The following is a 26,694-nucleotide window of genomic DNA, read 5'->3' as shown; positions in this document are numbered from 1 at the left end:
TGCTTGGTATACAAGCTTTGGCGGCAGGTCCCCGCGAGGTGTCAGGCCTCGCCGAAGAGCGAGCGCAGGGCGACCACCCGGCTGTCGCGCACATGCAGGAGGGTGCAGGCCACGGCGGCCTCCACGTCGCCGGCGGAGATGTGCCGGAACATCTCCGCGTGCTGGGCCCGCATGTGCGCGGGCTCCTCGCGCATGCCGAACAGCAGCCGGAGCTGCCAGCTCAGCTGCTCCATGGTGCGTGCCAGCAGGGGATTGCCCGACATCGCCACGACGCCCTCGTGGAAGGCGGTGTGGGCGGCCACCTCGCGCGTCCCCTCGTCCGACGCGGCGGCCGACTCGGCCTGGCGGAGGGCGGCTTCGAGAACGGCCAGCCCGTCGGTCCGGCCCGCCGTCACGGCACGGGCCGCGAGCCGCGAGGCCTGGACGGCCAGAGGCTCCCAGACCTCGTAGAGGTGCTCGACATCGGTGTGTTCGAGACGGCGCACCCGGACGCCGCTGTGCGGGAGCAGCTCCAGCAGGCCTTCCGCGACCAGCGCGCGCAGAGCCTCGCGTACGGGCACGCGGGACATGCTGAGCTCCTCGGCGACCTCCCGCTCGACGAGGCGGGCGCCCTGCGCGTAACGCCGGTCGACGATGCGCTGCAGGACGGCTTCACGCGCCCGCGCGCTGAGCGAGGCCGGCGCCGGCGCTCCCGGTGCCGACGCTCCCGGTGCCGACGCTCCCGGCGCCGGTGCACGTGAACCGCTGTCGCTTCCGTCCGCCACCTGCGCCACCTGTTCCGCCTTCATCCGCAGCCCCGCCCCCGGCGATCCCGACGAGGGACCCTAGTCCTCGTCGGACCTGGACTCGGCGGCCGCCTCGGCCCGCAGCAGCGGGTGCACCACCCCGGGGAAGACCCGGGCCCGTACGACCTCCTCGGCGGCCCCGCCCTGCACCACGGTCTCGGCCACGCCCCACGGGCGGCCCGCCAGGTGGACGGTGAGCGTGTACGAGGCCGAGCAGCCCAGGCACTCGTAGCGGTCCGCCCAGACCTCGACCTCCGTGACGCTGCCCGGGTAGCGCTTCACATGCCGGTGCCGGGCGTGACAGCGGTCGCACGTCTCGCCCGGCTCGCACGTACCGCCGCACGGACAGGGCACGTCCAGCGACTCCGCGGGCAGCCACCGCTGCACGAGCAGCGCCTCGCGGGTCGCCCCCATGTCCTTCATCGCCTTGAGGTTCCGCGCGGCGACGTTGTACGACTCGCCGGTCGCCGCCATCCGGTCCCGGATGACGTCCTTACGTCCGCGGTTCGTCGTCATGCCGTCTCCTCCTGGGTGTCACGCAGCCCGCCAGGAGGCACACGAGATCAGAACGTCCCACGGTACCTTCCGCGCGGTGCGTTCCACGACCTCGTCACGCCCTGCGCACCCGCCCCGCGATGCGCCGGCCGAGGCGCCCCAGCGAGCGGGACGGCCGGTTCCAGGCGCGGAACGCCTCCAGGGTGCGGCTGCTCCCCTCGCGCTCCACGGCCCCCTCCACCGCCGCCAGCTCCTCCGGGGACAGGGCGCGCACCACGGGGCGCAGGACCTCCTCCAGCAGGGCGGTCCGGATCCGGGTCCAGTCGGGGCCCGCGTGCGGGTGGGCGTTCCATACGGCGAAGCAGTCCGCCACGTACGCGGGATCCGCCCGCAGCAGCGCCAGGACCGGCTCGCGGCGGCCGGCCACGCCGTACGCCGCGATCAGCTCCTCGTCCCCGCTGTGCACGAACGCGTACAGCTCGTCGTCCGGCCGGCCGGGAGCCAGCAGCCGCTCGGCCAGGGCGCCGAAGGCGTGCTCCAGGGCCAGGGGCTCCGCCGGTTCGGCGCGGCTGCGCAGGGTCCGGGCGCGGTCCGCCCAGCCCGGTTCGGCCGTACCGGCGCGCAGGTCGCGGGCGAAGTCCAGCAGCATCAGGCAGGCGCGGACCCGGGCGCCGATCTCCTGGGGGAAGCCGCGCAGCAGGTCGTGGGCGAGCTCGGCGGCGTCCTCGTCACCGGAGGGCGCGGCCAGCGCGGCGTCGACCAGGCGCGCCCAGGTGCCGGCCGTCCGGTGGGCGTCGGACGTGGTCTCGCCCAGCAGCGACCGGGCCTCGCCCGCCGTCGGGGTCTCCTCGCCCCACACCAGGCCGACGGCGGTCCGCAGCACCAGCGGCTCGGCGAACGGGGACATGCCGGCCGCGCGCAGCACGGTGTGCAGGATCTCCACCCGGTCGGCGCCCCGCGCCTTCGCCCCGGGCGCCTCGGCGCACATCCGCAGATGCGGCAGCGCCTGCGTCCCGGTGAACGGCAGGGTCACCCGGGTCAGCAGCCGTTCCGTGTCCGCCGGGCGGTCCGGTGCGAGCCGGTCCAGCTCGCCCAGGAGCGCCGTACGGACGTCGAACTGCTCGTCCAGCAGGTCCGGCAGCGCACGGCACGCGCCCGCCCCGGGGTCGTCGAGCAGCGCGCCTGCCAGCCGGCCCACCACGCCGGGCAGCAGCTCCGCGCGGTCGAGGTCCAGCAGCCGGGCTATCCGCAGCAGCTGCACCGTCCGCGCGACCCCTCCGGGCACCCCGGAGGAGAGCTCGGCCAGCACCTCGTCGCCCAGCTCCTCGACCAGCCCGGCGAGCACACGCTCCCCGGCGGGCTCCTCGAACGCCGAACGCGCCGGCGGCTCCAGGGCCACATCGCCGCCCCGTACGGCCTCCGTGACCAGCAGCGCGGCCAGCGGCGCGGTGACGGAGGCGGGGCAGCGGCCGTCCAGCGCCGTCAGCAGCCGGAGCGCCGCGGCGCACTCGGCGGCCGTACGGTCGTCGGCGGGCGCGGTCAGGGCGTCGGTCAGCTGCCGGGTGCGCTTCTCGTCCAGCGCGTAGGGCCGCTCGGCCGCCCAGTCGGCCGCCGCGGCCCGCTCCTCGGACCCGAGCGCGATCCCTGCACCGAGCGCCGTGACGGCGAGCGGCCCCGCGGCGAAGGGCTCGCCCGGCAGCTCCGCCGCCTCCCGGAACAGCTCGGGGGAGCGGCTGCGCCAGATCCGGGCGGCCGTCCCCGCCCAGGCGTCGTCCACCGTCCCCGAGGGGCGCGGACCCGAGGCGGCGTGCACACGGAAGCGGGGGTCACGGGCGTCGGGCGCGTCCTCGGGAAGGACCCCGACGACCTGGTGCGTGGTGCGCCCCGGGTGCCGGGTGTACGTCGTGAAGGTCAGCCGCTCGGCATGGTCCCTGGGCAGGACCGCGGTGGCCAGCGCGACCCACCGGGCCACGTCGGCGCTCTGCCGCTCCACGAGCACGACCGGGGGCGCGGACGGGTCCTCACTCACCCGGCGCAGATCGCTGAGCACGGCGGCGAGCCACGGGCTGCGGGCCACCGCGAAGTCGCCGAGCCCCTCCCGGGTCAGCCCGCGTGACGGCCCGTGCGCGGTGGCCAGGGCGGTCAGCGGGTCGGGCGGCATGCGGTCGGGCGTCGTGGCGAGCCACCCCGCGGCCCCCCAGGCGGCGACCGGGAGCACCCGGCCGGGCACCGGCGTCCCGGGCAGGAGATGGACGGCGTGGGCGTGGAACCCGCCCGCGCCCGTGGCCACCGTACGGCTGAGCAGATGGCTGCCGTCGGAGAGCAGGACGAAGCCGAACGCCACCGGAAGCGCCCGGAGTTGCGCGTCGGGGAGCCGGCCGGGAGTGCCCGCCGGAGCGTCGTACGCCAGGATCGGTGCGGCCTCCGCGCGCACCGGGCCGGGTATCGCGGGGTCCACGGCGGTGAACCGGCCGGCGGGCTCCCCGTCCCCGGGCGTGACGGAGGTGTAGTGCAACTGCGGGAGGCTCATGCGTAGGCCCTCATCGTCCCTGCCACGTGCGTCCCCGTCACACGCACCGGCCGCCGCTCGCCGCCCTGTCGGTGCGGCCCGGCCCGGCGGAGCGACGACCCCGGCGGGGAGCTTTCCGTAGTCGTGCGGGCGACGCTATCAAGCCCTGACGCCCCGTTGGGCCGCGCGCTGCAGGAGGACGACCTAGGTTGGCCGTATGACTGAGGTGACGCTTTCCGCGGGAGTGGTGGAGTACGAGGACACCGGCGGGGACGGGCCCGTGGTGGTCCTGCTGCACGGTGTGGCGATGAACGGTTCGCTCTGGCGCCACGTCGTCGCCGGGCTGCGATCCGACTACCGGTGCGTCGTGCCCACCCTGCCGCTGGGCGCCCACCGCCGGCCGATGCGTCCGGACGCCGATCTGACGGTGCTCGGGGTCGCCCATCTGGTGGCGGAGTTCCTGGAGAAGCTGGACCTCGACGACGTCACCCTGGTGATGAACGACTGGGGCGGGGCGCAAGCCCTCGTCGCGGAGGGCCGGGACCGGCGGATCGGCAGGCTGGTGATCACGTCCTGCGAGGCGTTCGACAACTATCCGCCCGGTCTGCCCGGCCGCAATCTGGCCGTCGCGGCCAGGACCCCCGGAGGGCTGCGGCTCGCTTTCGCCCTGCTGAAGCTGAAGCCGATGCGCCGAACGTCCCTGACCTGGGGGTGGATGAGCAAGCGGCCGGTCCCGCACGACGTGATGGACGACTGGCTCCGGCCCCTGTGGACCTCCGCGGCGATCCGGCGGGACCTGCGGGCGTACATCGTCGGGGTACCGCCCCGGGACGTTCTGCTGGGGTGGGCGGAGGCGCTGCGTACGTTCGACCGTCCCGCGCTCGTCGTCTGGGCGGCCGAGGACAAGGTCATGCCGCCCGCGCACGGCCGGAGGCTGGCGGAGATGCTGCCGAAGGGCGAACTCGTGGAGATCGCCGACAGTTTCACCCTCATCCCCGAGGACCGGCCCGAGCCGCTGACCGAGGCCATCAGGGACTTCGTGCCGCTGCCCTGACGCCGTCCGGCCGGGTGCGGGAGCGCCTTCGCACGCGCTCCCGCACCCGGCCGGGGCCGGTCTCAGTCCTCCGAGCCCTCCGGTGCGGTGCGGCGGCGCATGCCGAACCCGGCGAGCAGCGCGCCCGCGGCACAGAGGACCGCGGTGACGATCACCGCGGTGTGCATGCCGTTCATGAACGCGTTGCCGCTGCCCTCGATCACGGCGGCCCTCAGCTGCGCGGGCATGTCGGCCGAGACGGGTGAGACGCCCATGGACACCGCGTCCCTGGCCTCCTCGAAGCCCGCCGCCGTGCCCGCCGGGACGCCGGCCGAGGTCAGTTCGCCGGTCAGGGTGGAGCCCACCTTCGAGCTGATCAGGGAGACCAGCACGGACGTGCCGAGCGCGCCGCCGATCTGCAGCGAGGTGGCCTGCAGCCCGCCGGCCACCCCGCCGTCCTTCCTCGGCGCGTTGCCGACGATCGCGTCGGAGGACGCGGACATCACGATGCCGACGCCCAGGCCGATGGCGAGGAACGGCGGCCACAGGGAGGCGTACGAGGAACCGGCGTCCCAGGTCAGCATCCACAGGGCTGCCGCGGTCTGGAGGGCCATGCCGACCGGCATGGTGACCCGCGGGCCGAAGCGCTGGGTCAGGGCGGCGCCCAGCGGCGCCGCCACCACCGTGGCCAGGCTGAACGGCAGGGTGCGGACACCGGCCTCGACCGGGGAGAAGCCGCGCACGTTCTGCAGGTACAGCATCACGAAGAAGATGACACCGAGCATCACGAAGAAGTTGACCGCGGTGACGATGGCGCCGATGGTCAGCGAGCGGTTACGGAAGAGCCGCATCGGCAGCAGCGGGTGGGCCAGCCGGGTCTCGTACCAGCAGAAGCCGGCCAGGACGACCAGGCCCGCGGCGATCGACCCCAGCGTTCCGCCGGAGGCCCAGCCCCAGGTCTCGCCCTTGACCACGCCGAAGATCAGGGCGACCAGGCCGACGGCGAGCAGGACCACGCCCGGTACGTCGAAGCGGTGGTGCCCGGTGGAGTCCTTGCTCTTCGGCAGGACGAACAGGCTGAAGACCAGCGCGGCGACGCCGATGGGCGCGTTGATGTAGAAGACCGACTCCCAGTTGACGTACTCGATGAGCAGACCGCCGACGATCGGGCCGAGCGCGGTGGAGCAGGACGCCACCATGGCCCAGAGGCCCACGGCCATGCCGAACTTCCGCGGCGGGAAGACCGCCCGCAGGAGACCGAGGGTGTTGGGGATCAGCAGGGCGGCGAACAGGCCCTGGACCGCGCGGAAGGCGATGACGCCCTCGACCGAACCGGAGAGGGCGATCGCCACCGAGGCCAGCGTGAAGCCGAGGGTGCCCGCCATGTAGACCGCGTGCCGCCCGAAGCGGTCACCGAGCTTGCCGCCCAGGATCAACAGGGCGGCCATGGCGATCAGATAGGCGTTGGTGACCCACTGGAGGTCGGCCGTGGACGCGCCGAGGTCCCGGCCTATCTCCGGGTTGGCGATCGCGACGACGGAGGAGTCGAGGTTGACCATGAACAGGCCGACGGCCACGGCGATCAGCGTCAGCCAGGGGTTGCCGCGCCTGCCCCGGGGCACGTCGGGTGGACTGCTCTCGGGCAGGGCGGAGGGGTCCACGGTGGTGGAGGACATGCGTGAGCCTTGTCTGTGAAACGTCGGACGACGAGAAGAGGTGCCCCGGCTGCGAGGGCCGCGCGGCGGCCACGCCAGGGGAACCTGCCGTGCCCCGGGACGGGGGCACGGCGATGACCGGCGGAGTGGTCAGCCGGCGGGGGAGTGGAGGTGCCGGTTCAGTGACGTCAGCGCGCCCAGGGCCGCACCGAGGGCGTCGAGCTCTCCCTCGGTGAGCGTGTGCAGCACGCGCGCCAGATGGCTCTCCTTGAGCGCACGCGCCTCGGCGAGCCTCTCCCGGGCCGTGGGCGTGGGGTGCAGATGGGCGACCCGCTTGTCGGCGGTGTCCTGCCGGCGCTCCAGCAGTCCCAGGTCGGTGAGCTGGGAGACGAGGGCGCTGACGTTGTTCGGCTTCATCAGGAGCGCTTCGGCCGTCTCCCTGACGGTGATCCCTTCGCGCTCCTCGACGAGGAACAGCAGGGCCAGCTGGCCGTCGGGCAGCCGGGGGTGCGGAAACCCGTGCGCCACCTGCCGCTCCAGACCCCGGTGCAGCGCAGGCAGGGACGCCACGAGCGCGGAGGCTACGCGGTCGATCTCCTGGGCGGGCGCGGCGGGGTCGGGCATCCGCACAGCATAGGTACGGGACTATAGGTATGTCAACATACTTAAATGCGGTGTCCTGCCGGCGAGAGCCGGATGGTATATGTGCGGGGGAGAGCCCCGAGGTGCCGCGCAGGCGGTCGAGAGAAGGACCGTGGACAAGCCGACGCACTTGATCGAGTTCGAGACGATGCTGCTCGGGCGGCACCTCCAGCCGGGCGCCATCCGGTCGCGGCGCGGCGGACACCTCGACCGCAGCGCGTACACCCTGCTGAGCCGGATCCGTATGGAAGGCCCGATGTCCATCGGCCAGCTGAGCGAGGCCTTCGGTCTCGACGCCTCCACGCTGAACCGGCAGACCGCCGCCATGCTGCGGGCCGGTCTGGTCGAGCGCATCCCCGACCCCGACGGAGGCATCGCCCGCAAGTTCCGCATCACCGGTGCGGGTGAACGCGGCCTGGACGCGGAGCGCGAGGCGAACATCAGCGGCCTGGAGCGGGTCATGGCCGAGTGGTCGCCCGACGAGGTCGCCGACTTCGCCGCGTACCTCAAGCGCTTCAACAGCGACATCGAGCACCTCGACGGACGGCCCTGGCCCCGGCCCTGACCCGCGGCACCCGTCACGCCGCACCCGTCACGTCACCGCACTGGTCGCCGCGCGCTCCTCCGCGGCGCTCACCCTGCCGGACCCCGAACCCCTGTCCGCCGTCCCGGTCGACGACGGCAAGGCCCGCCGGCTCGGGCTCTACGCCACGGCGTGAAGCGCAGCTGCGGCGGCGCTTAAGAAATCCTCGATGGACCTGGGCCCGCGTGTGCGGCAGTGTCTTCCTGACGGCAACGAGCGGCGCGGCACCGGGTGACCGGTGGGACGGCGCACACGTCCGCCCCGCTCCGACCGCCGTCACCCCCCAAGCACCCCGGGCCGCAGGCCGCCTTCGGCATGCCCCCGGCCCGGGGCCGTCACCAGGTACAGGGAGCCGCAGCCGTGAAGGCACTCGTGAAGCACAAGGCCGAGCCGGGACTGTGGCTGATGGACGTGCCGGAGCCGGAAATCGGCCCCGGGGATGTGCTGATCAAGGTGCTGCGCACCGGGATCTGCGGCACCGACCTGCACATCCGCGACTACGACGGCTGGGCGCAGAAGGCCGTGCGCACCCCGCTCGTGCTGGGCCACGAGTTCGTCGGCGAGGTCGCCGCGACCGGCGCGGACGTCGTCGACATCGAGATCGGCGACCTCGTCAGCGGCGAGGGCCACCTGGTCTGCGGGAAGTGCCGCAACTGCCTCGCCGGACGCCGGCACCTGTGCCGCTCCACCCTCGGGCTCGGGGTCGGCAGGGACGGGGCGTTCGCCGAGTACCTGTCGCTGCCCGCCTCCAACGTCTGGGTGCACCGCGACAAGGTGGACCTCGACGTCGCCGCGATCTTCGACCCGTTCGGCAACGCCGTGCACACGGCCCTGTCCTTCCCGCTCGTCGGTGAGGACGTGCTGATCACCGGCGCGGGCCCGATCGGCATCATGGCCGCCGCCGTCGCCCGCCACGCGGGCGCCCGCAACGTCGTCATCACCGACGTCAGCGAGGCGCGGCTCGACCTGGCCAGGAAGGTCGGGGTGGACCTCGCCCTGAACGTCGGCGGCGCGACCATCGCCGACGGCCAGCGCAGCCTCGGGCTGCGGGAGGGCTTCGACATCGGCCTGGAGATGTCCGGCCGGCCCGAGGCCATGCGGGACATGATCGCGAACATGACGCACGGCGGCCGGATCGCGATGCTCGGACTGCCGTCCGCCGAGTTCCCCGTCGACTGGTCCCGCGTCGTCACCTCGATGCTCACGATCAAGGGCATCTACGGCCGCGAGATGTACGAGACCTGGTACGCCATGTCCGTACTCCTGGAGGGCGGGCTCGACCTCGCCCCGGTGATCACCGGCCGGTACGGCTACCGCGACTTCGAAGCCGCCTTCGACGACGCCGCGAGCGGTCTCGGCGGCAAGGTCCTGCTCGACTGGTCCGCCTGAGGCTCCGCGCCCCGAAGCCTCGTACCGAAGCGCCGCGCACGGGAACGCAGCACCGACGCCCGTCGTAAGCCTGTCGTACCGAAGCTCCTCGCACGCACCTGTATCCACCTGGGAGACCCACATGTTCGACTCCGTACGCGACGACGTGCGCACCACCCTCGACGAGATCCGCGACGCCGGGCTCCAGAAGCCCGAGCGCGTGATCGGCACCCCGCAGTCCGCCACCGTCGCCGTCACCTCCGGCGGCAGCGGCGGTGAGGTGCTGAACTTCTGCGCCAACAACTACCTGGGCCTCGCCGACCACCCCGAGGTCATCGCCGCCGCCCACGAGGCGCTGGACCGCTGGGGCTACGGCATGGCCTCCGTCCGCTTCATCTGCGGCACCCAGGAGGTCCACAAGGAGCTGGAGCAGCGGCTCTCCGCCTTCCTCGGGCAGGAGGACACGATCCTCTACTCCTCCTGCTTCGACGCCAACGGCGGAGTCTTCGAGACGCTCCTCGGCCCCGAGGACGCGGTGATCTCCGACGCCCTGAACCACGCCTCCATCATCGACGGGATCCGCCTCTCCAAGGCGAAGCGGTACCGGTACGCCAACCGCGACATGGCTGACCTGGAGCAGCAGCTCAAGGAGGCCTCCGGCGCCCGCCGCCGGCTCGTCGTCACCGACGGCGTCTTCTCCATGGACGGCTACGTCGCCCCGCTGGCCGAGATCTGCGACCTCGCCGACCGCTACGACGCCATGGTCATGGTCGACGACTCGCACGCCGTCGGCTTCGTCGGCCCCGGCGGCCGGGGCACCCCCGAGCTGCACGGGGTCATGGACCGCGTCGACATCATCACCGGCACGCTCGGCAAGGCGCTGGGCGGCGCGTCCGGCGGTTACGTCGCCGCGCGCGCCGAGATCGTCGCGCTACTGCGCCAGCGCTCGCGCCCGTACCTCTTCTCCAACTCGCTCGCCCCGGTCATCGCCGCCGCCTCCCTCAAGGTCATCGACCTGCTGGAGTCCGCCGGCGAGCTGCGGGAGCGGCTCGACGCCAACACCGCGCTCTTCCGCTCGCGGATGACCGCGGAGGGCTTCGACATCCTGCCCGGCGACCACGCCATCGCCCCCGTGATGATCGGCGACGCCGCGAAGGCGGGCCGGATGGCGGAACTGCTCCTGGAGCGCGGGGTGTACGTGATCGGGTTCTCCTACCCCGTCGTCCCGCAGGGCGCCGCGCGCATCCGCGTCCAGCTCTCCGCAGCGCACTCCACCGCCGACGTCGACCGTGCCGTGGACGCGTTCGTCGACGCCCGGGCCGCGCTGGAGGCGGAGACGGAGGCGTAGAACCGTCTCACGATCTGGGATCATGGGCGCATGATCGATGCACGGCGGCTGCGCATTCTCCGTGCGGTGGCGGACCACCGCACCGTGACCGCCGCGGCCGCCGCGCTGTATCTGACCCCCTCGGCGGTCTCCCAGCAGCTCGCCGCCCTGGAGCAGGAGACCGGCCACCGGCTGGTCGAGCGCGGGGCGAGGGGCGCGCGGCTGACCGTCGCCGGGGAGATCCTGCTGACCCACGCCAACGCGGTCCTCGCCCAGCTGGAGCGGGCGGAGGCGGAGCTCGCCGACTACAGCGCGGGTGTCGCGGGGACGGTCACGGTCGCCGCGTTCGCCACGGGGATCGGGCTGGTCCTCGCCCCGGCGATCGCGGAACTGACCCGCACCGCGCCCGGCATCCGGGTCCGGGTGCAGGACGCCGAGGGCGACGCGAGCGTGCCGATGGTGCTGGACCGGCAGGTCGACGTGGCGGTCGCCGTCGAGTACCGGGGCGCACCCGGTGACGACGACCGGCGGCTGACCCGGGTGCCGCTGTACTCGGAGCCCTTCGACGCGGTGCTGCCGGTCGGCCACCGCCTCGCGGACCAGGACCACGTCGCCGTCGCCGATCTCGCCAAGGACGTGTGGATCGGCCCGTACCCCGGCAACCCCTGCCACGACGTGGTGGTCCTGGCCTGCGAGTACGCGGGCTTCGAGCCCCTGCTGGAGCACTCCTCCGACGACTTCCACGCCGTCGTCGCCCTGGCCGGTGCGGGCGCCGGGGTGGCGCTGGTGCCCCGCTCGGCGCTGCGCGGCACGGAGCTCGGCGGGGTCGTCGTACGGCCCGTGGAGGGCGTCGCCCCGACCCGGCGCGTCTTCGCCGCCGTACGCCAGGGCGCCGAGGGCCACCCGCTGATCAGGCCGGTCCTGGAAGCACTGCGCGCGGCGGCCGGCCCGGCGTAGCGCGGGTCCCGGACGTCGGTACGGGCCGGGTCGCGGACGCCCTCAGCCGCCGACCACCGGCACGTCCGGCGCGAACCGGTGGACGGCGGCGGCGAGCGCGGCGTGGTCGAGGCGCCAGCCGGTGACGGCACGTGAGGCCAGGGCCACGTCGGCGGGAACCTCCGGGGCCATCGCCCGCATCACGGCCTGGGGGCGGTCCCCCTGCCCCGGCCCGGGCAGCCGAGCCGCGTCGGGGCGGCGGGCCACACCCACCCACCGCATGCCCGCCGCTGTGTGCTGCTGCCAGAGGACGACGGCCGTGATGTCCTGCCAGGGCACATGCGCCGTGGTCGCGGAGTAGCGGGCGGGGGAGCCGCCCAGCAGCACGCCCGTCCCGTCCACCCGGAACGCCACCTTGCGGCTCGTCGCCCCGTACGCCATGAACAGGCCCGCGCCACCGAACAGGACGACTCCCGGCCATCGCAGGACCGGCGTGACGTCCGCCACCGCCACGAGCGTGGTGAGGGCCGCCGCCGTCACCACGAACAGTGACGTCCTGCGGTCCCAGCCGTACCGTGCCTCGTACGCCGGCGACGTGCCCCCCGATGTCATGGGCCGATCATGGCAGGGGCGGCGGGCCCCGGGTAGGGCAGGGGACTCACGCGGGCTGCAGCAGGTCCCACCGGTTGCCGTAGAGGTCCTCGAACACCGCGACGGAGCCGTACGTCTCGTGCCTCGGCTCCTCCAGGAAGCGGACGCCGGCCGCCCGCATCCGCTCGTGGTCGCCCGCGAAGTCCTCCGTGTGCAGGAAGAAGCCGACCCGGCCGCCCGTCTGCGCCCCGACGGCCGCCTCCTGGGCCCCGTCCTTGGCGCGCGCCAGCAGCAGTCCCGTACCCGCGGCGCCCCGCGGCCGGACGACGACCCAGCGGGAGCCGTCGCCCCGGTCGGTGTCCTCCACCAGCTCGAAGCCGAGGGCGTCGGTGTAGAAGGCGAGGGCCTCGTCGTAGTCGCGGACGACCAGCGTGACCAGGGCGATGTGGGACATGGGGAACCTCGTCGGTGTGCGGCACGGCGTGAGTTATACGTAACACTTTATACGTGACACTCACGTGTACCGGTCCCGTACGGGGACAATGCCCGCCATGGACACGAGCGATCTCGCCACGCTGACGGAACGCGCCCGTGGCCTCGCCGACGCCGGCGGGCGCCGCATCCTCGGCATCGCGGGTGCGCCCGGCGCCGGGAAGTCCACGCTGGCCGCCAGGATCACCGAACGGCTCGACGGCCGCGCGGTCCTCGTCCCGATGGACGGCTTCCATCTGGCCGGCGCGGAGCTGGAGCGTCTCGGGCGGGCGGGCCGCAAGGGCGCCCCCGACACCTTCGACGCCGCCGGATACGCGGCCCTGCTCCGGCGGCTGCGCCGGCCCGGCCCCGACCCGGTGTACGCGCCCGCGTTCGACCGGGCGCTGGAGGAACCGGTCGCCGGGTCCGTGTGCGTCGCCCCGGACATCCCGCTCGTCGTGACCGAGGGCAACTACCTGCTGCTGGACGAGGGCCCCTGGGCGCCGGTGCGCGGACTGCTGGACGAGGTGTGGTTCCTGGACGCCGATCCGGGGCTGCGGGTGAGCCGGCTCGTGGACCGGCATGTGCGCTTCGGCAAGCCGCGTCCGTACGCCGAGCGCTGGGTCGCCGGCTCCGACGAGCGCAACGCCCGGCTGGTCGAGCGGCACCGGGACCGCGCCGACCTCGTCGTACGGCTGCCCTGAACCGGACGCGGCGCGCCCCGGAATCCCGCTCGCTTACGGCCGGGCGGCCGGGCAGGATGCTGTGTGCCGTGTCGCCCCGCCAGGAGGTCCTCATGCCCAGCACCGACCAGCCCGTGCCCTTCACCGCCGACGACTACCGGGCCAGGATGACCCGCGCGGCCGAGTCCGCCGAAGCCGCCGGACTGGCGGGCGTCCTCGTGGCCCCGGGCCCCGACATGGTCCACCTCACCGGCTACCGGCCGACCGCCGAGACCGAGCGCCTCACCCTCCTCGTCCTCAGGGCGGGCCACGACCCCGTCCTCGTCGTCCCCGCCCTGGAGGCGGCCGACGCGGAGCGCGCCGCAGGTGCCCCCGCCCTCATCCTGAGGGACTGGACCGATGCCGCGAACCCCTACACCCTCACCGCCGGACTCCTGCACGCCAAGGGCCGGTTCGGGATCAGCGACAACGCCTGGGCGCTGCACCTGCTGGCCCTGCGCAAGCTCCTGCCCGACAGCTCCTACGCCTCGCTCACCGACGCCCTGCCCATGCTGCGGGCGGTCAAGGACGCGGCCGAACTGGAACGCCTCGCCGCGGCGGGGGCCGCCGCCGACGCGACGTACGAGCAGATCCTGAAAGTCCGCTTCTCCGGGCGGCGGGAGAGCGAGGTGGCCGCCGACCTGGCCGCGCTCCTCACGGAACACGGCCACTCCCAGGTCGACTTCACCGTGGTGGGGTCGGGCCCCAACGGCGCGAACCCGCACCACGAGGCGGGCGACCGCACCATCGAGCGGGGCGACATGGTCGTCCTGGACTTCGGCGGCCTGAAGCACGGCTACGGCTCCGACACCTCCCGTACGGTCCACGTCGGCGAACCCACCGCCGAGGAGCAGCGGGTCCACGACGTCGTACGGGAGGCGCAGGAGGCCGGCTGCCGTGCGGTGCGGCCCGGAGTGGCCTGCCAGGACGTCGACCGGGCGGCCCGCGCCGTCATCACCGAATTCGGCTACGGCGAACGCTTCATCCACCGCACCGGCCACGGCATCGGCGTCACCACCCATGAGCCGCCCTACATGATCGAGGGCGAGGAGCAGCCGCTGGTCCCCGGGATGTGCTTCTCCGTGGAGCCGGGCATCTACCTCCCGGGCCGCTTCGGCGTCCGCATCGAGGACATCGTCACGGTCACCGAGAGCGGGGGCCGGCGGCTGAACACGACCGCGCGCGAACTGGCCGTCGTCGAGTAGGCGCCTGCGCCCGGGCCCGGCTCCCGGTGCCGGCCCCGGCCCTCAGTCCTGCGGCTCGCGGTCCCGGAACCGGTGCAGCACGTCGTACGGATAGGGCAGCGGGCGCTCGCTCGCCGTGTCCAGCCGGGCCGTCTGCTCCGGCGTCAGCTCCCAGCCCGCCGCGCCGAGGCTGTCGGTCAGCTGCGCGGCCGTGCGCGCCCCCACGATCGGTGCCGTCACGCCGGGGCGTCCGAGCAGCCAGCGCAGGGCGACCTGCGCCGGCGTGCGCCCGGCTTCCTCGGCGACGGCGACGACCGTCTCGACGACCCGCCAGGTCCTCTCGTCGTCCCGCTCCCGCCAGGCCTCGCGGCCCAGCTCCTGCTGGTAGCGGGCCTCGCGGGTGCCGGGCTCCACCGCGGTCATGCCCCGCCGGTACTTGCCCGTCAGCCAGCCTCCCTGGAGCGGGCTCCAGGGGATGATGCCGACGCCCTCCGCCAGGCTCACCGGGGCGAGCTCCCACTCGACCTCGCGGGCCAGCAGGTTGTAGAGCGGCTGGAGGCTGACGTAGGGCTCCCAGCCGTTGCGGCGCGCCAGGTCCTGGGAGCGCTGGAGCTGCGACGCGGAGAGGTTGCTCGCACCGAGGTAGCGGACCTTTCCGGCCTTCACCAGCGTGTCCAGCGTCGCGAGGGTCTCCTCCACCGGTGTCGTCGCGTCCCAGACATGGGTCTGGTAGAGGTCGATGTGGTCCGTGCCGAGCCGCCGCAGGCTGTCCTCCACGGCCCGCACGATGTGCTTGCGGCTCAGCCCGCCCGCGTTCGGTGCCTCGCCCATCGTGCCGAACACCTTGGTGGCGATGACGAGGTCGTCACGGCGGCGGTCCTTCAGCCAGCGGCCGATGATCTCCTCGGACACCCCCCGCTGGTAGACGTCCGCGGTGTCGACGAACGTCCCGCCCGCCTCCGCGAAGGTGTCGAGGACGCGGTGCGCCTCGGCCTCGTCGGTGTCCTGGCCGAACGTCATCGTGCCGAGGCACAGTTCGCTGACGCGCAGCCCCGACCGGCCAAGGAATCGCTGCTTCATGGCTCCCCCTCCGTCCGGACCGTCCGGACATGGTCTGGACCATAGAGGTTGAAGTGCACACGAAGGCAAGGGAGTTGCGCGGCCCGGGCCGTTCGGCCGGTGCGGCTCAGTCGTCGGCGAGCAGCACGCAGGACTCCGGCGGCAGGTGCAGCAGCCCGTCGGCGCCGGGAGCCTCGGCCGGTTCCCAGGCGGCCAGCACCCTGCCCCCGCCCGCCCGGTGCCGGCCGGCCCCCAGCGGGATGGCGGCGGGCTTCCCGGAGAGGTTGACGGCGATCCGCAGATCACCCCGCCGGTAGGCGATCCAGCGGGCCTCCTCGTCGTACGCCGTCCGCACCGACGCCAGGTCCGGGTCGGAGAGGTCCGGCAGGGCGTGGCGCAGGGCGATCAGCTCGCGGTACCAGGCGAGCAGCCGGGCGTGCGGCTCGCGCTCCGGCTCGCTCCAGTCGAGGCAGGAGCGGGCCCGGGTGGCCGGGTCCTGCGGGTCGGGGATGTCCTCCTCGGCCCAGCCGTGGGCCGCGAACTCCCGCCGTCTGCCGTTGCGCACGGCCTCCGCGAGCCCGGGGTCGGTGTGGTCCGTGAAGAACTGCCAGGGGGTACGGGCGCCCCACTCCTCGCCCATGAAGAGCATCGGGGTGAACGGCCCGGTGAGCACGAGCGCCGCGGCGCACGCCTGGAGGCCCGGGGAGAGCCCGGCGGCGAGCCGGTCACCGAGGGCGCGGTTGCCGATCTGGTCATGGGTCTGGGCGTAGCCGACGAAGCGGTGGGCGGGCGTGCGGGTGACGTCCACGGGGCGGCCGTGCGTGCGGCCACGGAAGCTGGAGTACGTGCCGTTGTGGAAGAACGCCCTGGTCACGGTCTTGGACAGGGCAGCCAGCGGGGCGGTGGCGAAGTCGGCGTAGTAGCCCTGGGACTCGCCGGTGAGCGCGGTGTGCAGGGCGTGGTGGAAGTCGTCGTTCCACTGGGCGTGCAGCCCGATGCCGCCCTCGGTGCGCGGTGTGGTCGTCCTCGGGTCGCAGAGATCGGACTCCGCGATCAGCGCGAGCGGTCTGCCGAGCTCCGAGGCCAGGGCGTCGACGGCCGTGGAGAGCTCCTCCAGGAAGGTGAGCGCCCTGCCGTCGGCCAGCGCGTGGACGGCGTCCAGGCGCAGGCCGTCGAGGCGGTAGTCGCGCAGCCAGGCGAGCGCGCTGCCCAGCAGGTAGTCGCGCACCTCGTCCGATCCGGGGGCGTCGAGGTTCACGGCCGAACCCCAGGGGGTGTGATGGGTGTCCGTGAAGTACGGGCCGAACGCCGGGAGGTAGTTGCCCGAGGGGCCCAGATGGTTGTGGACCACGTCCAGGACGACCGCGAGACCCAGCCCGTGCGCCGTGTCGACAAAGTGCTTCAGTCCCTCCGGGCCGCCGTACGGCTCGTGCACCGCCCAGAGCGACACTCCTTCGTACCCCCAGCCGTGGGTTCCCGGGAACGGGCAGACGGGCATCAGCTCCACATGGGTGATGCCGAGGTCCACGAGACGGCCGAGCCGGTCCGCCGCGGCGCCGAAGGTGCCCTCCTCCGTGAACGTGCCGACGTGCAGCTCGTACAGGACGGCGCCCGGCAGCCCCCGCCCGGCCCAGACGGTGTGCCAGGCGTACGCGTCGTGGTCGACCACCGCGCTCTCGCCGTCGGGCCCGTCCGGCTGGCGTCGGGACCGCGGATCGGGCAGCACGGGGCCGCCGTCCAGCGAGAAACCGTAGCGGTCGCCGTCCGCCGCCTCCGCCTCCGCGGTCCACCGGCCCGCGCGCAGCGGATCGCCCTCCATCGGCAGCCGGCCGCCCGCCGTGCACAGCTCGACCGACCCGGCCTCGGGGGCCCACACCTCGAACCGCATTCACCACTCCTCGTCCAGGACCTGATGCCTCGCCGGAGCCCCATGATCGGCGCAATTCACACCCACGACCCCCGGATACTGGAGCGAGCACGTAACTGCCGATTAGGGTCTGGTCCTGATCATTGCCCTGCCGGGTTCTGCTCATACGCGGCGAGCCCGGGCAGTCATACAAGGTCCCTCTTACGGCTGCTGGAGGCCGAGATGACCGTGCCGACGTTCCCACCCAACTTCCTGTGGGGCGCCTCCGCCTCCGCTTTCCAGACGGAGGGGGCCTTCGACACCGACGGCAAGGGGCCCTCCGGCTGGGACGCCTTCGCCGCACAGCCCGGCAGGATCAAGGACGGCACCGACACCACCCGCGGCACCGGCTTCCACGAGCACTACCGCGAGGACGTCGCCCTGCTCGCCGGACTCGGCGCGGACGCGTTCCGCTTCTCCATCAGCTGGCCCCGGGTCGTCCCCGGCGGCAGCGGCGCGCTCAACCCCGCCGGGCTGGACTTCTACGACCGGCTCGTCGACGAGCTCTGCGCCCACGGCATCACCCCGGCCCCGACCCTCTACCACTGGGACACCCCGCTCCCGCTGGACGAGGCGGGCGGCTGGCTCAACCGGGACACCGCCTACCGCTTCGCCGAGTACGCGGGGATCGTCGCCGAGCGGCTCGCCGACCGCGTCCCCATGTGGATCACCATCAACGAACCGGCCGAGGTCACGATGCTCGGCTACGCCCTCGGCGAGCACGCCCCCGGCCGCACGCTCCTCTTCGACGCCCTGCCGGCCGCCCACCACCAGCTGCTGGCCCACGGACTGGCCGTGCGGGCGCTCCGCGCGGCGGGCGCGGGCAACATCGGCATCGCGCTCTCGCACACCCCCGTCTGGGCGGCGGGGGACTCCGACGAGGACCGGGCGGGCGCGGAGATCTACGACACCCTGACCAACTGGCTGTTCGCCGACCCGGTCCTCACCGGCCGCTACCCCGACGAGGGCTTCGCCGCGCTCATGCCCGGCCCGGTCGAGGACGACCTCAAGGTCATCTCCGCACCCCTCGACTGGTACGGCGTCAACTACTACAACCCCACCCTCGTCGGCGCCCCCAGGCCCGAGGCGCTCGACTCCTTCTCCGGGTACGCGATGCCCGCCGGGCTCCCCTTCGGGATCCGGGAGATCGAGGGCTACGACACCACCGACTTCGGCTGGCCCGTCGTCCCCGAGGGGCTCGCCGAGACGCTCGGCCAGCTGCGGGACCGCTTCGGCGACCGGCTGCCGCCCGTCTACATCACGGAGAACGGCTGCGCCGTCGACGAGCCCGTCGCCGACGGCCGCCGCATCGCCTTCCTGGAAGGGCACCTGGAGGCGCTGCGCACGGCCATCGACGCGGGGGTCGACGTACGCGGCTACTTCACCTGGTCGCTCACCGACAACGTCGAGTGGACCGAGGGCGCCAGCAAGCGCTTCGGCCTGGTCCACATCGACTACGAGACCCTGCGCAGGACCCCCAAGGAGTCCTACGCGTGGTACCGCGACCTGATCCGCGCCCAGCGGACGGGCGGGTCAGGGGGCGTCGGCGCTCACACCAGGTGAACGCGCTCCTGGGTGATGCGATGGCCGGCCCGGGCGAACGCGCGGGCCATCGGCACGTTGCCCCGGTCGGTCGCCCCGGCGACGGAGGTCGCGCCGTGCTCCACCAGGAAGCGTGTGCACTCCACGAGCAGGTCGTAGCCGTAACCGTGCCCCCGGGCCTCGGGGACGACCCCGATGAAGCCGATGCACGGCCCGCCCGGGTTGTGGGCGGGCACATGGATCCCGGCGAGCGTGCCCTCCGGGGTGTACGCCAGCTGCCACCAGGAACGCGGTGACGGGCACCAGTGGAAGAAGTCCAGCTCCTCCTGGGCGGCCCGCTCCAGACCGCCCGGGCCCTCGACGGCGCGCCGGGCGTGCGCGTCCAGCGTCTCGGAGTGCACCCGGCGCAGCACGTCCAGGATCACCGCGTCGTCGGGCTCCTCGCGGAACTCCAGCCGGCCGGGCCGCTCGGGCAGACCGTCGGCGGTGGTCCACTCGTAGCGGTACCGCTCGACGAGCGGTTTCATGCCGGCCGCCTCGGCGGCCGCGATCCGCGCGGAAGCGGCCGCCCGTACCTCGGGCGTCTCCCGCCAGGCGGGCGGCACGATCAGCTCGTACTCGACGGACCACGGGGCGCGGCGCAGCAGTTCGGTGCCGGCGGCGTCCTCGCCCTCGGCGAAGTCGAAGTAGTTGAGCAGGACGGGCTCGGTGTCGTCGGGCCCGCCCCACCAGGCCGCCCTGGCGACGACGACCCCGTCGCGCAGGGCCACCCAGGTCCACTCGGGGCGGTACTCACCGCCCTCGTGCACGGGGACGTAGCGGTGCCCGAACGCGGCACGGCCGACCAGGGAAGGGCCTTGGAGGGAATGGAAGAGATGGGCGTCGCTCGGGGTGAGCGGACGGATGACCGGAACGGTCATGGTGAGGTCCTCCGGGGACTCGGCGCCCCCGGTCAGACCGAGTCCGACACCGTCCTGCGGACGGAACGGGAGCGCGTGAACATGGTGCTGCGGATGGTGTCGACGCTGTTGCCACGCATGTCCTTCGCCTCCTTCCCTGTCCGGGCGGGTGTCCGGGCGCCGACACTACGGCCCCCGGAATGCCGCGTCCACCGCTTTTTTGCAGCCGGTTTCTTACGGCCGGTCGGCTAGGGCTGGTCCCACACCATGTCGAAGGCGCGCTCGAAGTTGACGTAGCCCAGGCGCGCGAAGGACTTCGCCATCGGTACGTTGCCGAGGTCGGTCGCCGCCCTGATGCGCTCCACGCCCTGCGCGGCGAGCACCCGGGTGCCCTCGGCCAGGACGTCGTCGATGTAGCCGTGCCCCCGGTGCGCCGGCAGGACCCCGATGTAGGCGATCATCGGGTGGTAGTTGTTGCGCGCCGGAACGACGAAGCCGACCGGCTCCCCGCCCGGCAGCTCCGCGATCCGCCACCACTCCTGAGGCGACCGGAGACCGGCGAACTCCTCGTCGTACTGCTTCTCCGCGGCCTCGCGGGCGCTCAGTCCGGACGCCAGGTCCTGCCGGCCGTGCGCGTCCAGGGTGCCTTCCATCACCGGGGTCATCAGCGCGAGGAGGTCCTCGCGTCCGGTGACCGGGCGGAAGACCAGCCGGCCGGAGTCCTCGGGCACCGGCGTGCCGGCCCGCCACTCCAGGCGCAGCCGCTCGACCAGCAGCCGGGCACCGGTCGCCTCCATGACCAGTATCCGGGCCTCCACGACCTCGCGCGAGGCGGGGTCCTCGCGCCAGTCCGGCGGGAGGTAACGGCCGTACTCCGGACGGGCGTTACCGGCCGGGACGACGGCGGCGGTCGCCCGCTCCACCAGCTCCAGCCCGATCGACCCGCGCTCAGGCTCCGGCAGGGAGTCGTCCACGTCGAAGAAGTCCAGGAGCTGGGGAGCGCCGCCCTTCTCACCCGTCCACCAGGCGATCCGGGCCACGACGTGACCGCCGCGCAGCGCCACCCACATCCACTCGGGGCGGCGGCGGCCCGTCGCCAGGTCATCGGCGAGCTCATGGTCGAGCACATAGGAAAGCCGCTGGAAGAGACCGAGTTCGTCCGCTCCGGTGAGCGGACGGATGGTCAGTTCCGGTGGTGCAGGGGTCACAGGGTCTCCTCGACGTGTACGCCGCCTCCGAAGGCGGCAGCGCGTGACCCTAACAACTTCCCGCCGCCCGGCGAGCGGTATTTATCCACTGCCGCCCAGGTCAGGAAGGCCGGAAACGGGCATCGTCTGGACACCTCGGGCCTCCCGGACCGACAATCGGTGCTGTGACGTCCTCCTTCGAGTCCTCCACGTATCCCGCGCGGCTCTCGGACGCCGAGCGCGACCGTGTACTCGGTGTGCTCAGAGACGGCGCCGCACAGGGCAAGCTCTCCCACGACACCTTCCTGCGCCGCATGGAACTGGCCCTGACCGCCCGGCGGTCGGAGGAGCTGAAGGCGCTCACCTCGGACCTGGAACCGGGCGGGCGCTGGTCCCGCGGCCTCTTCCGCGCGGTGGGCGGGGTCTCGGCCTTTCCCGCCCGGGTGCGCCGGGCGTGGCAGTCCGAGCGGCTCCCCAAACTCCTGCTGCCCCTGCCCGGCCCGCAGCCGCTGCGCATCGGCCGCGACCCGGGCAACGGACTCCGGCTCAGCCACGAGACGGTGTCCCGGCTGCACGCCGAACTGACCGCGCACGGCAGCCGGTGGATCCTGCGCGACCTCGGCTCGACCAACGGCACCTGCGTCAACGGCCAGCGGGTCGTCGGCGCGGTCGTGGTGCGCGACGGCGACCAGGTGAGCTTCGGCCGGATGTCCTTCCGGCTCATCGCGTCGCTGCCCATGCCCCCGGCCTGAAGCCGGGGGCGGTGCCTCCACGCCCGCGACGGCACACCGGCCTGCCGGCGCTCGCCCTGCGTCGCGGGACGTACCTCAGCGCCCTTCCGTACCCGCCCTCACCAGCAGCGCCACCGGCCGGTCCGTGAAGAGCTCCGCCACCGGCACCACGGGCCCCGTGAACTCCCGCCCTTCCGCCAGGAGATCGGCCCACGGTCCCTCGTCGGGCAGCGCCAGCTCCGTGTCGCGCCAGCCGCCCTCCTCCTCCAGCCGCAACGACAGCCGGGTCACCGCCGTGACCACCTCGCCCGACCGGCAGAACGCCAGGCAGTGCGCGGCCGCGGCGCCCCGCGCCGTCAGCGGGGCGTACGTGGCCGACTCGCCGAAGAGCTCCGGGCGCTCCCGGCGCAGACGCAGCGCCGCCGTCGTCAGTGCGGCCTTCTCGTCGGCGCCCGAGGAGGGCCTGGTGAACGGCCGCCGGTTGTCCGGGTCGACCAGCGCGATGTACTCCCGCTCCGTGCCCTGGTAGAGATCGGGCACGCCGGGCATCGTGAGGTGCACCAGCGCGGCACCCAGCACATTGGCCCGTACGAAGGGAGCGAGCGTCTCCGCGAACCTGGCCAGCAGCGTGCGCGCCTCGCCAGCGTCGCTGCCCGGACCGGCCGCCACGAAGTCGGTCACCGCCCGCTCGTACGCGGGATCCGGCTCGGTCCAGCTGGTGAACAGGCCCGCCTCCCGGACGGACTTCAGCAGGGCCGGCTCCAGCCTCCCCGCCATCTCCCCGGCGGGCAGGCCCACACAGCCGTACGCGGACTGCCAGGCCTGCCAGGCCAGCTGCGGGTCCGGGGCAGGCGCGGACGCGGCCCTGGACAGCTGCGCCACCAGCGCGGACCAGCGCTCGGGGCACTCGGACAGCACCGCGATCCGGGCCCGCAGATCCCCGCTGCGCTTGGTGTCGTGGGTGGTCAGCACCGTGCCGGTCGCCGGCCAGTCCCGTGCGATCCTCGCGCAGAACGCGTGGAACTCCTCCGGGCTCACCGCCGGCCGGCCCGGGTCGCCGCCCACCTCGGTCGCCGAGATCAGCGGGACGTAACGGTAGAACGCGGTGTCCTCCACCGACTTGGCGTGCAGCGCGGACGCCGTCTGCGCGAACCGGGCGCAGAACGCCGCGTGCGCCGGCCCGTCGCCCAGCCGGCCCAGCGCGAGGTCCCGCACCACGTCGACGGCCTCCGCCTCCTGCGAGACCGAGAACACCGCCTTGGCGTCCCGCACCGCCTCGGCCGGGAGCGTCGACTCCGCGATCTCGGTGAGCGGGCCGCCCGCGGTCACGTACGGCCGGTAGACGGGCACCCGCACCAGGAGCTCACGGACCGCCGTGTGGAGCGCCCACGGCGCGTGGTCGCGCAGGGCCGTGTCCCCGGCGCACACCTCGACGGCCAGACGCGTCAGCCACTCCGTCTCCGCGGCCAGCTCATGGGTGACCACGCGGTACGCCGCCCGGCGGACGGTCGCGGTCCAGTAGCCGCCGCGGTCCCCGGGAGGGCCCGCGAAGTCCCGGTAGCGGCCGAGCAGGTCCGCCGCGCCCATCGGGTCGGTGAACAGGCCGTCGATCCGGTGCAGCGCGTCGTAGCCGGTGGTCCCCGCGACGGCCCAGCCGGCCGGCAGGGCCTCGTCACCGGTGAGGATCTTCTCGACCACCGTCCACCGCCCGCCGGTCGCGTCACCGAGCCGCCCCAGATACGCGGCGGGGTCCGCCAGCCCGTCCGGGTGGTCGATGCGCAGACCGTCGACGACCCCCTCGCGGACCAGTTCGAGGATCTTGCCGTGGGTGGCGGCGAACACCTCGGGGTGCTCCACCCGGACACCGATCAGTTCGGAGATGGTGAAGAACCGCCGGTAGTTCAGCTCCGTCCTGGCCAGCCGCCACCAGGCGAGCCGGTAGTGCTGGGCGGCCAGCAGCTCCGGCAGCGCGAGGTCCGCCGTACCCTCGCGCAGCGGGAACTCCAGATCGCCGTAACGGAGCACCGGCGTGCCGTCGTCCCGGGTGCCCGGTTCGAATCCGTCGCTCTCCTCGCCGATGCGCCCCGCCAGCACGGGCAGCAGCACCTTGCCGCCGCCCGCCGCCCAGTCGATGTCGAACCAGCGGGCGTACGGGGACTCCGGGCCCTCGCGCAGCACCTCCCACAGCGGCAGGTTGTGCCGGGGCGCGGCGGCCATGTGGTTCGGCACGATGTCCAGGATCAGCCCGAGACCGTGGGCGCGCGCCGTGCCGGCCAGCTCCCGCAGGCCCTCCTCGCCGCCGAACTCGGCCCGCACCGTGCTGTGGTCGACGACGTCGTAACCGTGCCCGGACCCCGGCACGGCCTCCAGGACGGGGGACAGATGCAGATGGGAGACACCGAGCTCGGCGAGGTACGGCACGGCGTCCGCGGCGGCGGCGAACGGGAAGTCCGGTTGGAGCTGCAGCCGGTACGTGGCGGTGGGCGTCATGGACTCGTACGTACCCAGCCGGACGCCTCTCTCCCACCTTCTGCGCCACCCGGACCGGCCGGGCACGCCCGCCCGGCCGGTCCGTCACCCCAACGGTCTACGCCGGACGCTTGAGCACCGTCAGGCTCCGCCCGACGAGCGTCACCCGCTCGCCCGCCGACACCTTGGGCCCGGCCCCCGGCGGCACCCCGTCCGGGATCGCCGTGTCCACGACGACCTGCCACTGCTTGCCGTGGTTCATCGGGACGGCGAACTCCAGTGTCTCCGCGCCCGCGTTGAACATGAGCAGGAACGAGTCGTCGGAGATCCGCTCCCCGCGTGGCCCCGGCTCCGAGATGGCGTGGCCGTTCAGGAAGACCGTCATGGCCTTCGCGTGCGCCGCCTGCCAGTCCCGCTGGGTCATCTCGTCCCCCCGGGGGGTGAACCACGCGATGTCCGACAGCTCGTCGTGCGTGCCCTCCACCGGGCGGCCGTGGAAGAAGCGTCTGCGCCGGAAGACCGGGTGGTCGCGGCGCAGCCAGACCATGGCCCGGGTGAACTCCAGCAGACTCGTGTCCGTACCGCCGGCGTCCTCCTCGCCGTCCTCGCCGCGCGAAGCCGCCGCCGGATCGGGCCAGTGGACCCAGGAGAGCTCGTTGTCCTGGCAGTAGCCGTTGTTGTTGCCCCGCTGCGTCCGGGCGAACTCGTCGCCGTGGCTCAGCATCGGCACGCCCTGGGAGAGCATCAGCGTGGCGATGAAGTTGCGCATCTGACGGCTGCGCAGCTCCAGGACCTCCTTGTCGTCGGTCTCCCCCTCCGCTCCGCAGTTCCACGAGCGGTTGTGGCTCTCGCCGTCCCGGTTGCCCTCGCCGTTGGCGTCGTTGCGCTTGTCGTTGTACGAGACCAGGTCGTGCAGCGTGAAGCCGTCGTGGCAGGTGGTGAAGTTGATCGAGGCCAGCGGGCGCCTGCCGTCGTCCTGGTAGAGGTCCGAGGAGCCCGTGAGACGCCCGGCGAACTCCGCGAGGGTCCGGGGCTCGCCCCGCCACAGGTCCCGCACCGTGTCCCGGTACTTGCCGTTCCACTCGGTCCACAGCGGCGGGAAGTTCCCCACCTGGTAACCGCCCTCGCCCACGTCCCAGGGCTCGGCGATCAGCTTCACCTGACTGACCACCGGGTCCTGCTGCACCAGGTCGAAGAACGAGGACAGCCGGTCCACCTCGTGGAACTGGCGTGCGAGGGTCGCGGCCAGGTCGAAGCGGAAACCGTCCACATGCATCTCGGTCACCCAGTACCGCAGGGAGTCCATGATCAGCTGGAGGACGTGCGGGGACCGCATCAGCAGGGAGTTCCCCGTGCCGGTGGTGTCCATGTAGTACTTCTGGTCGTCCGCCAGCCGGTAGTACGAGGCGTTGTCCAGGCCCCGGAAGGAGAGCGTCGGACCGAGGTGGTTGCCCTCGGCCGTGTGGTTGTAGACCACGTCGAGGATCACCTCGATGCCCGCCTGGTGCAGCGCCTTCACGGCCTGCTTGAACTCCAGCACCTGCTCACCGCGGTCGCCCCAGGAGGCGTACGCGTTGTGCGGGGCGAAGAAGCCGATGGTGTTGTAGCCCCAGTAGTTGGCCAGCCCGGCGTCGGCGAGCCGGTGGTCCTGGACGAACTGGTGCACCGGCATCAGCTCGATCGCCGTGACGCCCAGCTCGGTCAGATGCGCGATGATCTCGGGGTGCGCCAGCCCCGCGTACGTGCCGCGCAGCTCCTCGGGCAGACCCGGGTGGAGCATTGTCAGGCCCTTCACATGGGCCTCGTAGATCACCGTGCGGTGGTAGTCCGTACGGGGGCGGCGGTCGTCGCCCCAGTCGAAGTACGGATTGACCACGACGGAGCTCATCGTGTGCGGCGCCGAGTCGAGGTCGTTGCGCTCGTCCGGCTTGCCGAACGGGTAGCCGTAGACGGCCTCGCCCCACTGGATCTGCCCCGAGATCGCACGTGCGTACGGATCGAGGAGCAGTTTCGCGGAATTGCACCGCTGTCCGCGCTGCGGCTCGTACGGTCCGTGCACCCGGAAGCCGTAGCGCTGCCCCGGCATCACCCCGGGCAGATAGGCGTGACGGACGAAGGCGTCGGTCTCGCGGAGTTCCACCGCCGTTTCTGAACCGTCGTCGTGCAGCAGGCACAACTCGATTCGGTCGGCGGCCTCCGAGAAGACCGCGAAGTTGGTTCCTGCGCCGTCGTACGTGGCGCCGAGGGGATACGCGTGTCCCGGCCAGACCTGCATAGATAGGACTCTTCCACTTCTGATCCGGGTGCTGGGGGGTTTTCGCCCCGATACTCCCCGAAAGACGGTCCTGTACCTAGTACGTCGACCGGTGCGGCCGGGTCCCGTCGCGTCTTCCCGCCGTGCCGGTCAACCTGGGACACCTCGGTGTCGCCCGGACAGGGGTCCGGGCCGCCGGGCCGCTCCTCCGTCCGTCATGCGGCGTGCGAGGGGGTGCGCAATCACTATGAACCATCTCACTCCACCCGATCTCACCGCAAGGAACGAGCCTGCCGCATAGGAGAGTTGAGTAAGGAGCCTGTGCATCCTGCTGCACCGGCTCCCG

Annotated in this window: 22 protein-coding genes; 9 read left to right on the top strand and 13 right to left on the bottom strand. The window is 73.1% G+C overall.

Annotation, left to right across the window (positions count from 1 at the left end; genetic code table 11):
• Window positions 1-41: 41 nt before the first annotated feature.
• The 3 genes from JKV81_RS32375 to JKV81_RS32365 form a co-directional block, all read right to left on the bottom strand.
• Window positions 42-788 (bottom strand): GntR family transcriptional regulator, encoded by a 747-nt coding sequence (locus JKV81_RS32375; protein WP_202079189.1) that lies wholly within the window; start codon window positions 786-788, stop codon window positions 42-44.
• A gap of 36 nt (window positions 789-824) precedes the next feature.
• On the bottom strand, window positions 825-1,301 hold the full coding sequence (locus JKV81_RS32370) for a hypothetical protein (RefSeq protein WP_129266153.1): 477 nt from the start codon (window positions 1,299-1,301) through the stop codon (window positions 825-827).
• A 94-nt stretch (window positions 1,302-1,395) separates the two neighbouring features.
• The gene (locus tag JKV81_RS32365; protein ID WP_202079187.1) at window positions 1,396-3,810 is read right to left on the bottom strand and encodes a GTPase-associated protein 1-related protein; all 2,415 of its coding nucleotides are present in this window, start codon (window positions 3,808-3,810) and stop codon (window positions 1,396-1,398) included.
• 196 nt (window positions 3,811-4,006) lie between these two features.
• Between JKV81_RS32365 and JKV81_RS32360 the strand changes: the two genes are divergently transcribed.
• Window positions 4,007-4,843: an alpha/beta fold hydrolase gene (locus JKV81_RS32360; protein ID WP_129266155.1), complete on the top strand. Its 837-nt coding sequence runs from the start codon at window positions 4,007-4,009 to the stop codon at window positions 4,841-4,843.
• A gap of 62 nt (window positions 4,844-4,905) precedes the next feature.
• Here the strand turns inward: JKV81_RS32360 and JKV81_RS32355 are convergent, their stop codons facing one another.
• On the bottom strand, window positions 4,906-6,498 hold the full coding sequence (locus JKV81_RS32355) for an MFS transporter (RefSeq protein ID WP_202079185.1): 1,593 nt from the start codon (window positions 6,496-6,498) through the stop codon (window positions 4,906-4,908).
• A gap of 129 nt (window positions 6,499-6,627) precedes the next feature.
• Entirely contained in the window at window positions 6,628-7,101 is a 474-nt protein-coding gene (locus JKV81_RS32350) for a MarR family winged helix-turn-helix transcriptional regulator (RefSeq protein WP_129266157.1), read from the bottom strand.
• Between the two features lie 79 nt (window positions 7,102-7,180).
• Here JKV81_RS32350 and JKV81_RS32345 point away from each other — a divergent pair, with 79 nt between their 5' ends.
• The 4 genes from JKV81_RS32345 to JKV81_RS32330 all read left to right on the top strand — a co-directional run bounded on the left by JKV81_RS32345 (window position 7,181) and on the right by JKV81_RS32330 (window position 11,354).
• Window positions 7,181-7,684 (top strand): MarR family winged helix-turn-helix transcriptional regulator, encoded by a 504-nt coding sequence (locus tag JKV81_RS32345; RefSeq protein ID WP_124275387.1) that lies wholly within the window; start codon window positions 7,181-7,183, stop codon window positions 7,682-7,684.
• Window positions 7,685-8,062: 378 nt separating this feature from the next.
• Window positions 8,063-9,091, top strand: coding sequence for an L-threonine 3-dehydrogenase (gene tdh, locus JKV81_RS32340; RefSeq protein WP_129266158.1), 1,029 nt, complete (start codon window positions 8,063-8,065; stop codon window positions 9,089-9,091).
• A 121-nt stretch (window positions 9,092-9,212) separates the two neighbouring features.
• Complete coding sequence (locus JKV81_RS32335) at window positions 9,213-10,418, top strand: glycine C-acetyltransferase (RefSeq protein ID WP_129266159.1); 1,206 nt, start codon at window positions 9,213-9,215, stop codon at window positions 10,416-10,418.
• A gap of 30 nt (window positions 10,419-10,448) precedes the next feature.
• A complete protein-coding gene (locus tag JKV81_RS32330; RefSeq protein WP_147984181.1) occupies window positions 10,449-11,354 on the top strand; it encodes a LysR family transcriptional regulator in 906 nt (301 codons plus the stop codon).
• Between the two features lie 42 nt (window positions 11,355-11,396).
• Here JKV81_RS32330 and JKV81_RS32325 read toward each other — a convergent pair whose 3' ends face one another.
• Together JKV81_RS32325 and JKV81_RS32320 are read right to left on the bottom strand one after the other, a co-directional pair.
• On the bottom strand, window positions 11,397-11,945 hold the full coding sequence (locus JKV81_RS32325) for a hypothetical protein (RefSeq protein WP_202079183.1): 549 nt from the start codon (window positions 11,943-11,945) through the stop codon (window positions 11,397-11,399).
• Window positions 11,946-11,991: 46 nt separating this feature from the next.
• A complete protein-coding gene (locus tag JKV81_RS32320; protein ID WP_202079181.1) occupies window positions 11,992-12,378 on the bottom strand; it encodes a VOC family protein in 387 nt (128 codons plus the stop codon).
• A 97-nt stretch (window positions 12,379-12,475) separates the two neighbouring features.
• Here JKV81_RS32320 and JKV81_RS32315 point away from each other — a divergent pair, with 97 nt between their 5' ends.
• Both JKV81_RS32315 and JKV81_RS32310 read left to right on the top strand, forming a co-directional pair.
• A complete protein-coding gene (locus JKV81_RS32315) occupies window positions 12,476-13,099 on the top strand; it encodes a nucleoside/nucleotide kinase family protein (protein ID WP_129266162.1) in 624 nt (207 codons plus the stop codon).
• 92 nt (window positions 13,100-13,191) lie between these two features.
• Window positions 13,192-14,322 (top strand): aminopeptidase P family protein, encoded by a 1,131-nt coding sequence (locus JKV81_RS32310; RefSeq protein ID WP_202079179.1) that lies wholly within the window; start codon window positions 13,192-13,194, stop codon window positions 14,320-14,322.
• 42 nt (window positions 14,323-14,364) lie between these two features.
• On the opposite strand, the gene JKV81_RS32305 is transcribed toward JKV81_RS32310, so the two are convergent.
• Together JKV81_RS32305 and treZ are read right to left on the bottom strand one after the other, a co-directional pair.
• A complete protein-coding gene (locus tag JKV81_RS32305) occupies window positions 14,365-15,381 on the bottom strand; it encodes an aldo/keto reductase (protein ID WP_202079177.1) in 1,017 nt (338 codons plus the stop codon).
• Window positions 15,382-15,487: 106 nt separating this feature from the next.
• Window positions 15,488-17,248 carry a malto-oligosyltrehalose trehalohydrolase gene (gene treZ / locus JKV81_RS32300; protein WP_202079175.1) on the bottom strand — a complete coding sequence of 587 codons (1,761 nt, stop codon included), beginning with the start codon at window positions 17,246-17,248 and terminating at the stop codon, window positions 15,488-15,490.
• Window positions 17,249-17,449: 201 nt separating this feature from the next.
• Between treZ and JKV81_RS32295 the strand changes: the two genes are divergently transcribed.
• A complete protein-coding gene (locus JKV81_RS32295) occupies window positions 17,450-18,829 on the top strand; it encodes a GH1 family beta-glucosidase (RefSeq protein WP_129266166.1) in 1,380 nt (459 codons plus the stop codon).
• On the opposite strand, the gene JKV81_RS32290 is transcribed toward JKV81_RS32295, so the two are convergent.
• Complete coding sequence (locus JKV81_RS32290) at window positions 18,817-19,728, bottom strand: GNAT family N-acetyltransferase (RefSeq protein WP_202079173.1); 912 nt, start codon at window positions 19,726-19,728, stop codon at window positions 18,817-18,819. The two genes, JKV81_RS32295 and JKV81_RS32290, sit on opposite strands and share 13 nt — an antisense overlap.
• A 227-nt stretch (window positions 19,729-19,955) precedes the next feature.
• Window positions 19,956-20,915, bottom strand: coding sequence for a GNAT family N-acetyltransferase (locus JKV81_RS32285; protein WP_202079171.1), 960 nt, complete (start codon window positions 20,913-20,915; stop codon window positions 19,956-19,958).
• 164 nt (window positions 20,916-21,079) lie between these two features.
• On the opposite strand from JKV81_RS32285, the gene JKV81_RS32280 reads away from it, so the two are divergent.
• Window positions 21,080-21,646: an FHA domain-containing protein gene (locus tag JKV81_RS32280; RefSeq protein ID WP_124275401.1), complete on the top strand. Its 567-nt coding sequence runs from the start codon at window positions 21,080-21,082 to the stop codon at window positions 21,644-21,646.
• Between the two features lie 75 nt (window positions 21,647-21,721).
• Here JKV81_RS32280 and treY read toward each other — a convergent pair whose 3' ends face one another.
• Together treY and glgX are read right to left on the bottom strand one after the other, a co-directional pair.
• The gene (gene treY, locus JKV81_RS32275) at window positions 21,722-24,115 is read right to left on the bottom strand and encodes a malto-oligosyltrehalose synthase (protein WP_202079169.1); all 2,394 of its coding nucleotides are present in this window, start codon (window positions 24,113-24,115) and stop codon (window positions 21,722-21,724) included.
• A 97-nt stretch (window positions 24,116-24,212) separates the two neighbouring features.
• Entirely contained in the window at window positions 24,213-26,369 is a 2,157-nt protein-coding gene (glgX, locus tag JKV81_RS32270; protein WP_129266170.1) for a glycogen debranching protein GlgX, read from the bottom strand.
• Window positions 26,370-26,694: the final 325 nt, after the last annotated feature.

This window comes from Streptomyces silvae (assembly GCF_016745505.1).
Lineage (GTDB): Bacteria > Actinomycetota > Actinomycetes > Streptomycetales > Streptomycetaceae > Streptomyces > Streptomyces silvae.
Note: the sequence above shows the minus strand (reverse complement) of the source record. Positions and strands in the feature narration are given on the sequence as shown.

Excerpts from the sequence above, each read along its gene's own strand:
- JKV81_RS32330 (WP_147984181.1), top strand. The coding sequence starts at position 10,449 with ATGATCGATGCACGGCGGCTGCGCATTCTCCGTGCGGTGGCGGACCAC.
- glgX (WP_129266170.1), bottom strand. The coding sequence starts at position 26,369 with ATGCAGGTCTGGCCGGGACACGCGTATCCCCTCGGCGCCACGTACGAC.
- JKV81_RS32350 (WP_129266157.1), bottom strand. The coding sequence starts at position 7,101 with ATGCCCGACCCCGCCGCGCCCGCCCAGGAGATCGACCGCGTAGCCTCC.
- JKV81_RS32360 (WP_129266155.1), top strand. The coding sequence starts at position 4,007 with ATGACTGAGGTGACGCTTTCCGCGGGAGTGGTGGAGTACGAGGACACC.
- JKV81_RS32290 (WP_202079173.1), bottom strand. The coding sequence starts at position 19,728 with ATGACCGTTCCGGTCATCCGTCCGCTCACCCCGAGCGACGCCCATCTC.
- JKV81_RS32305 (WP_202079177.1), bottom strand. The coding sequence starts at position 15,381 with ATGAAGCAGCGATTCCTTGGCCGGTCGGGGCTGCGCGTCAGCGAACTG.
- JKV81_RS32315 (WP_129266162.1), top strand. The coding sequence starts at position 12,476 with ATGGACACGAGCGATCTCGCCACGCTGACGGAACGCGCCCGTGGCCTC.
- JKV81_RS32325 (WP_202079183.1), bottom strand. The coding sequence starts at position 11,945 with ATGACATCGGGGGGCACGTCGCCGGCGTACGAGGCACGGTACGGCTGG.
- JKV81_RS32365 (WP_202079187.1), bottom strand. The coding sequence starts at position 3,810 with ATGAGCCTCCCGCAGTTGCACTACACCTCCGTCACGCCCGGGGACGGG.
- JKV81_RS32310 (WP_202079179.1), top strand. The coding sequence starts at position 13,192 with ATGCCCAGCACCGACCAGCCCGTGCCCTTCACCGCCGACGACTACCGG.
- JKV81_RS32295 (WP_129266166.1), top strand. The coding sequence starts at position 17,450 with ATGACCGTGCCGACGTTCCCACCCAACTTCCTGTGGGGCGCCTCCGCC.
- JKV81_RS32320 (WP_202079181.1), bottom strand. The coding sequence starts at position 12,378 with ATGTCCCACATCGCCCTGGTCACGCTGGTCGTCCGCGACTACGACGAG.
- treY (WP_202079169.1), bottom strand. The coding sequence starts at position 24,115 with ATGACGCCCACCGCCACGTACCGGCTGCAGCTCCAACCGGACTTCCCG.
- JKV81_RS32345 (WP_124275387.1), top strand. The coding sequence starts at position 7,181 with ATGTGCGGGGGAGAGCCCCGAGGTGCCGCGCAGGCGGTCGAGAGAAGG.
- JKV81_RS32370 (WP_129266153.1), bottom strand. The coding sequence starts at position 1,301 with ATGACGACGAACCGCGGACGTAAGGACGTCATCCGGGACCGGATGGCG.
- JKV81_RS32375 (WP_202079189.1), bottom strand. The coding sequence starts at position 788 with ATGAAGGCGGAACAGGTGGCGCAGGTGGCGGACGGAAGCGACAGCGGT.
- JKV81_RS32355 (WP_202079185.1), bottom strand. The coding sequence starts at position 6,498 with ATGTCCTCCACCACCGTGGACCCCTCCGCCCTGCCCGAGAGCAGTCCA.
- JKV81_RS32335 (WP_129266159.1), top strand. The coding sequence starts at position 9,213 with ATGTTCGACTCCGTACGCGACGACGTGCGCACCACCCTCGACGAGATC.
- treZ (WP_202079175.1), bottom strand. The coding sequence starts at position 17,248 with ATGCGGTTCGAGGTGTGGGCCCCCGAGGCCGGGTCGGTCGAGCTGTGC.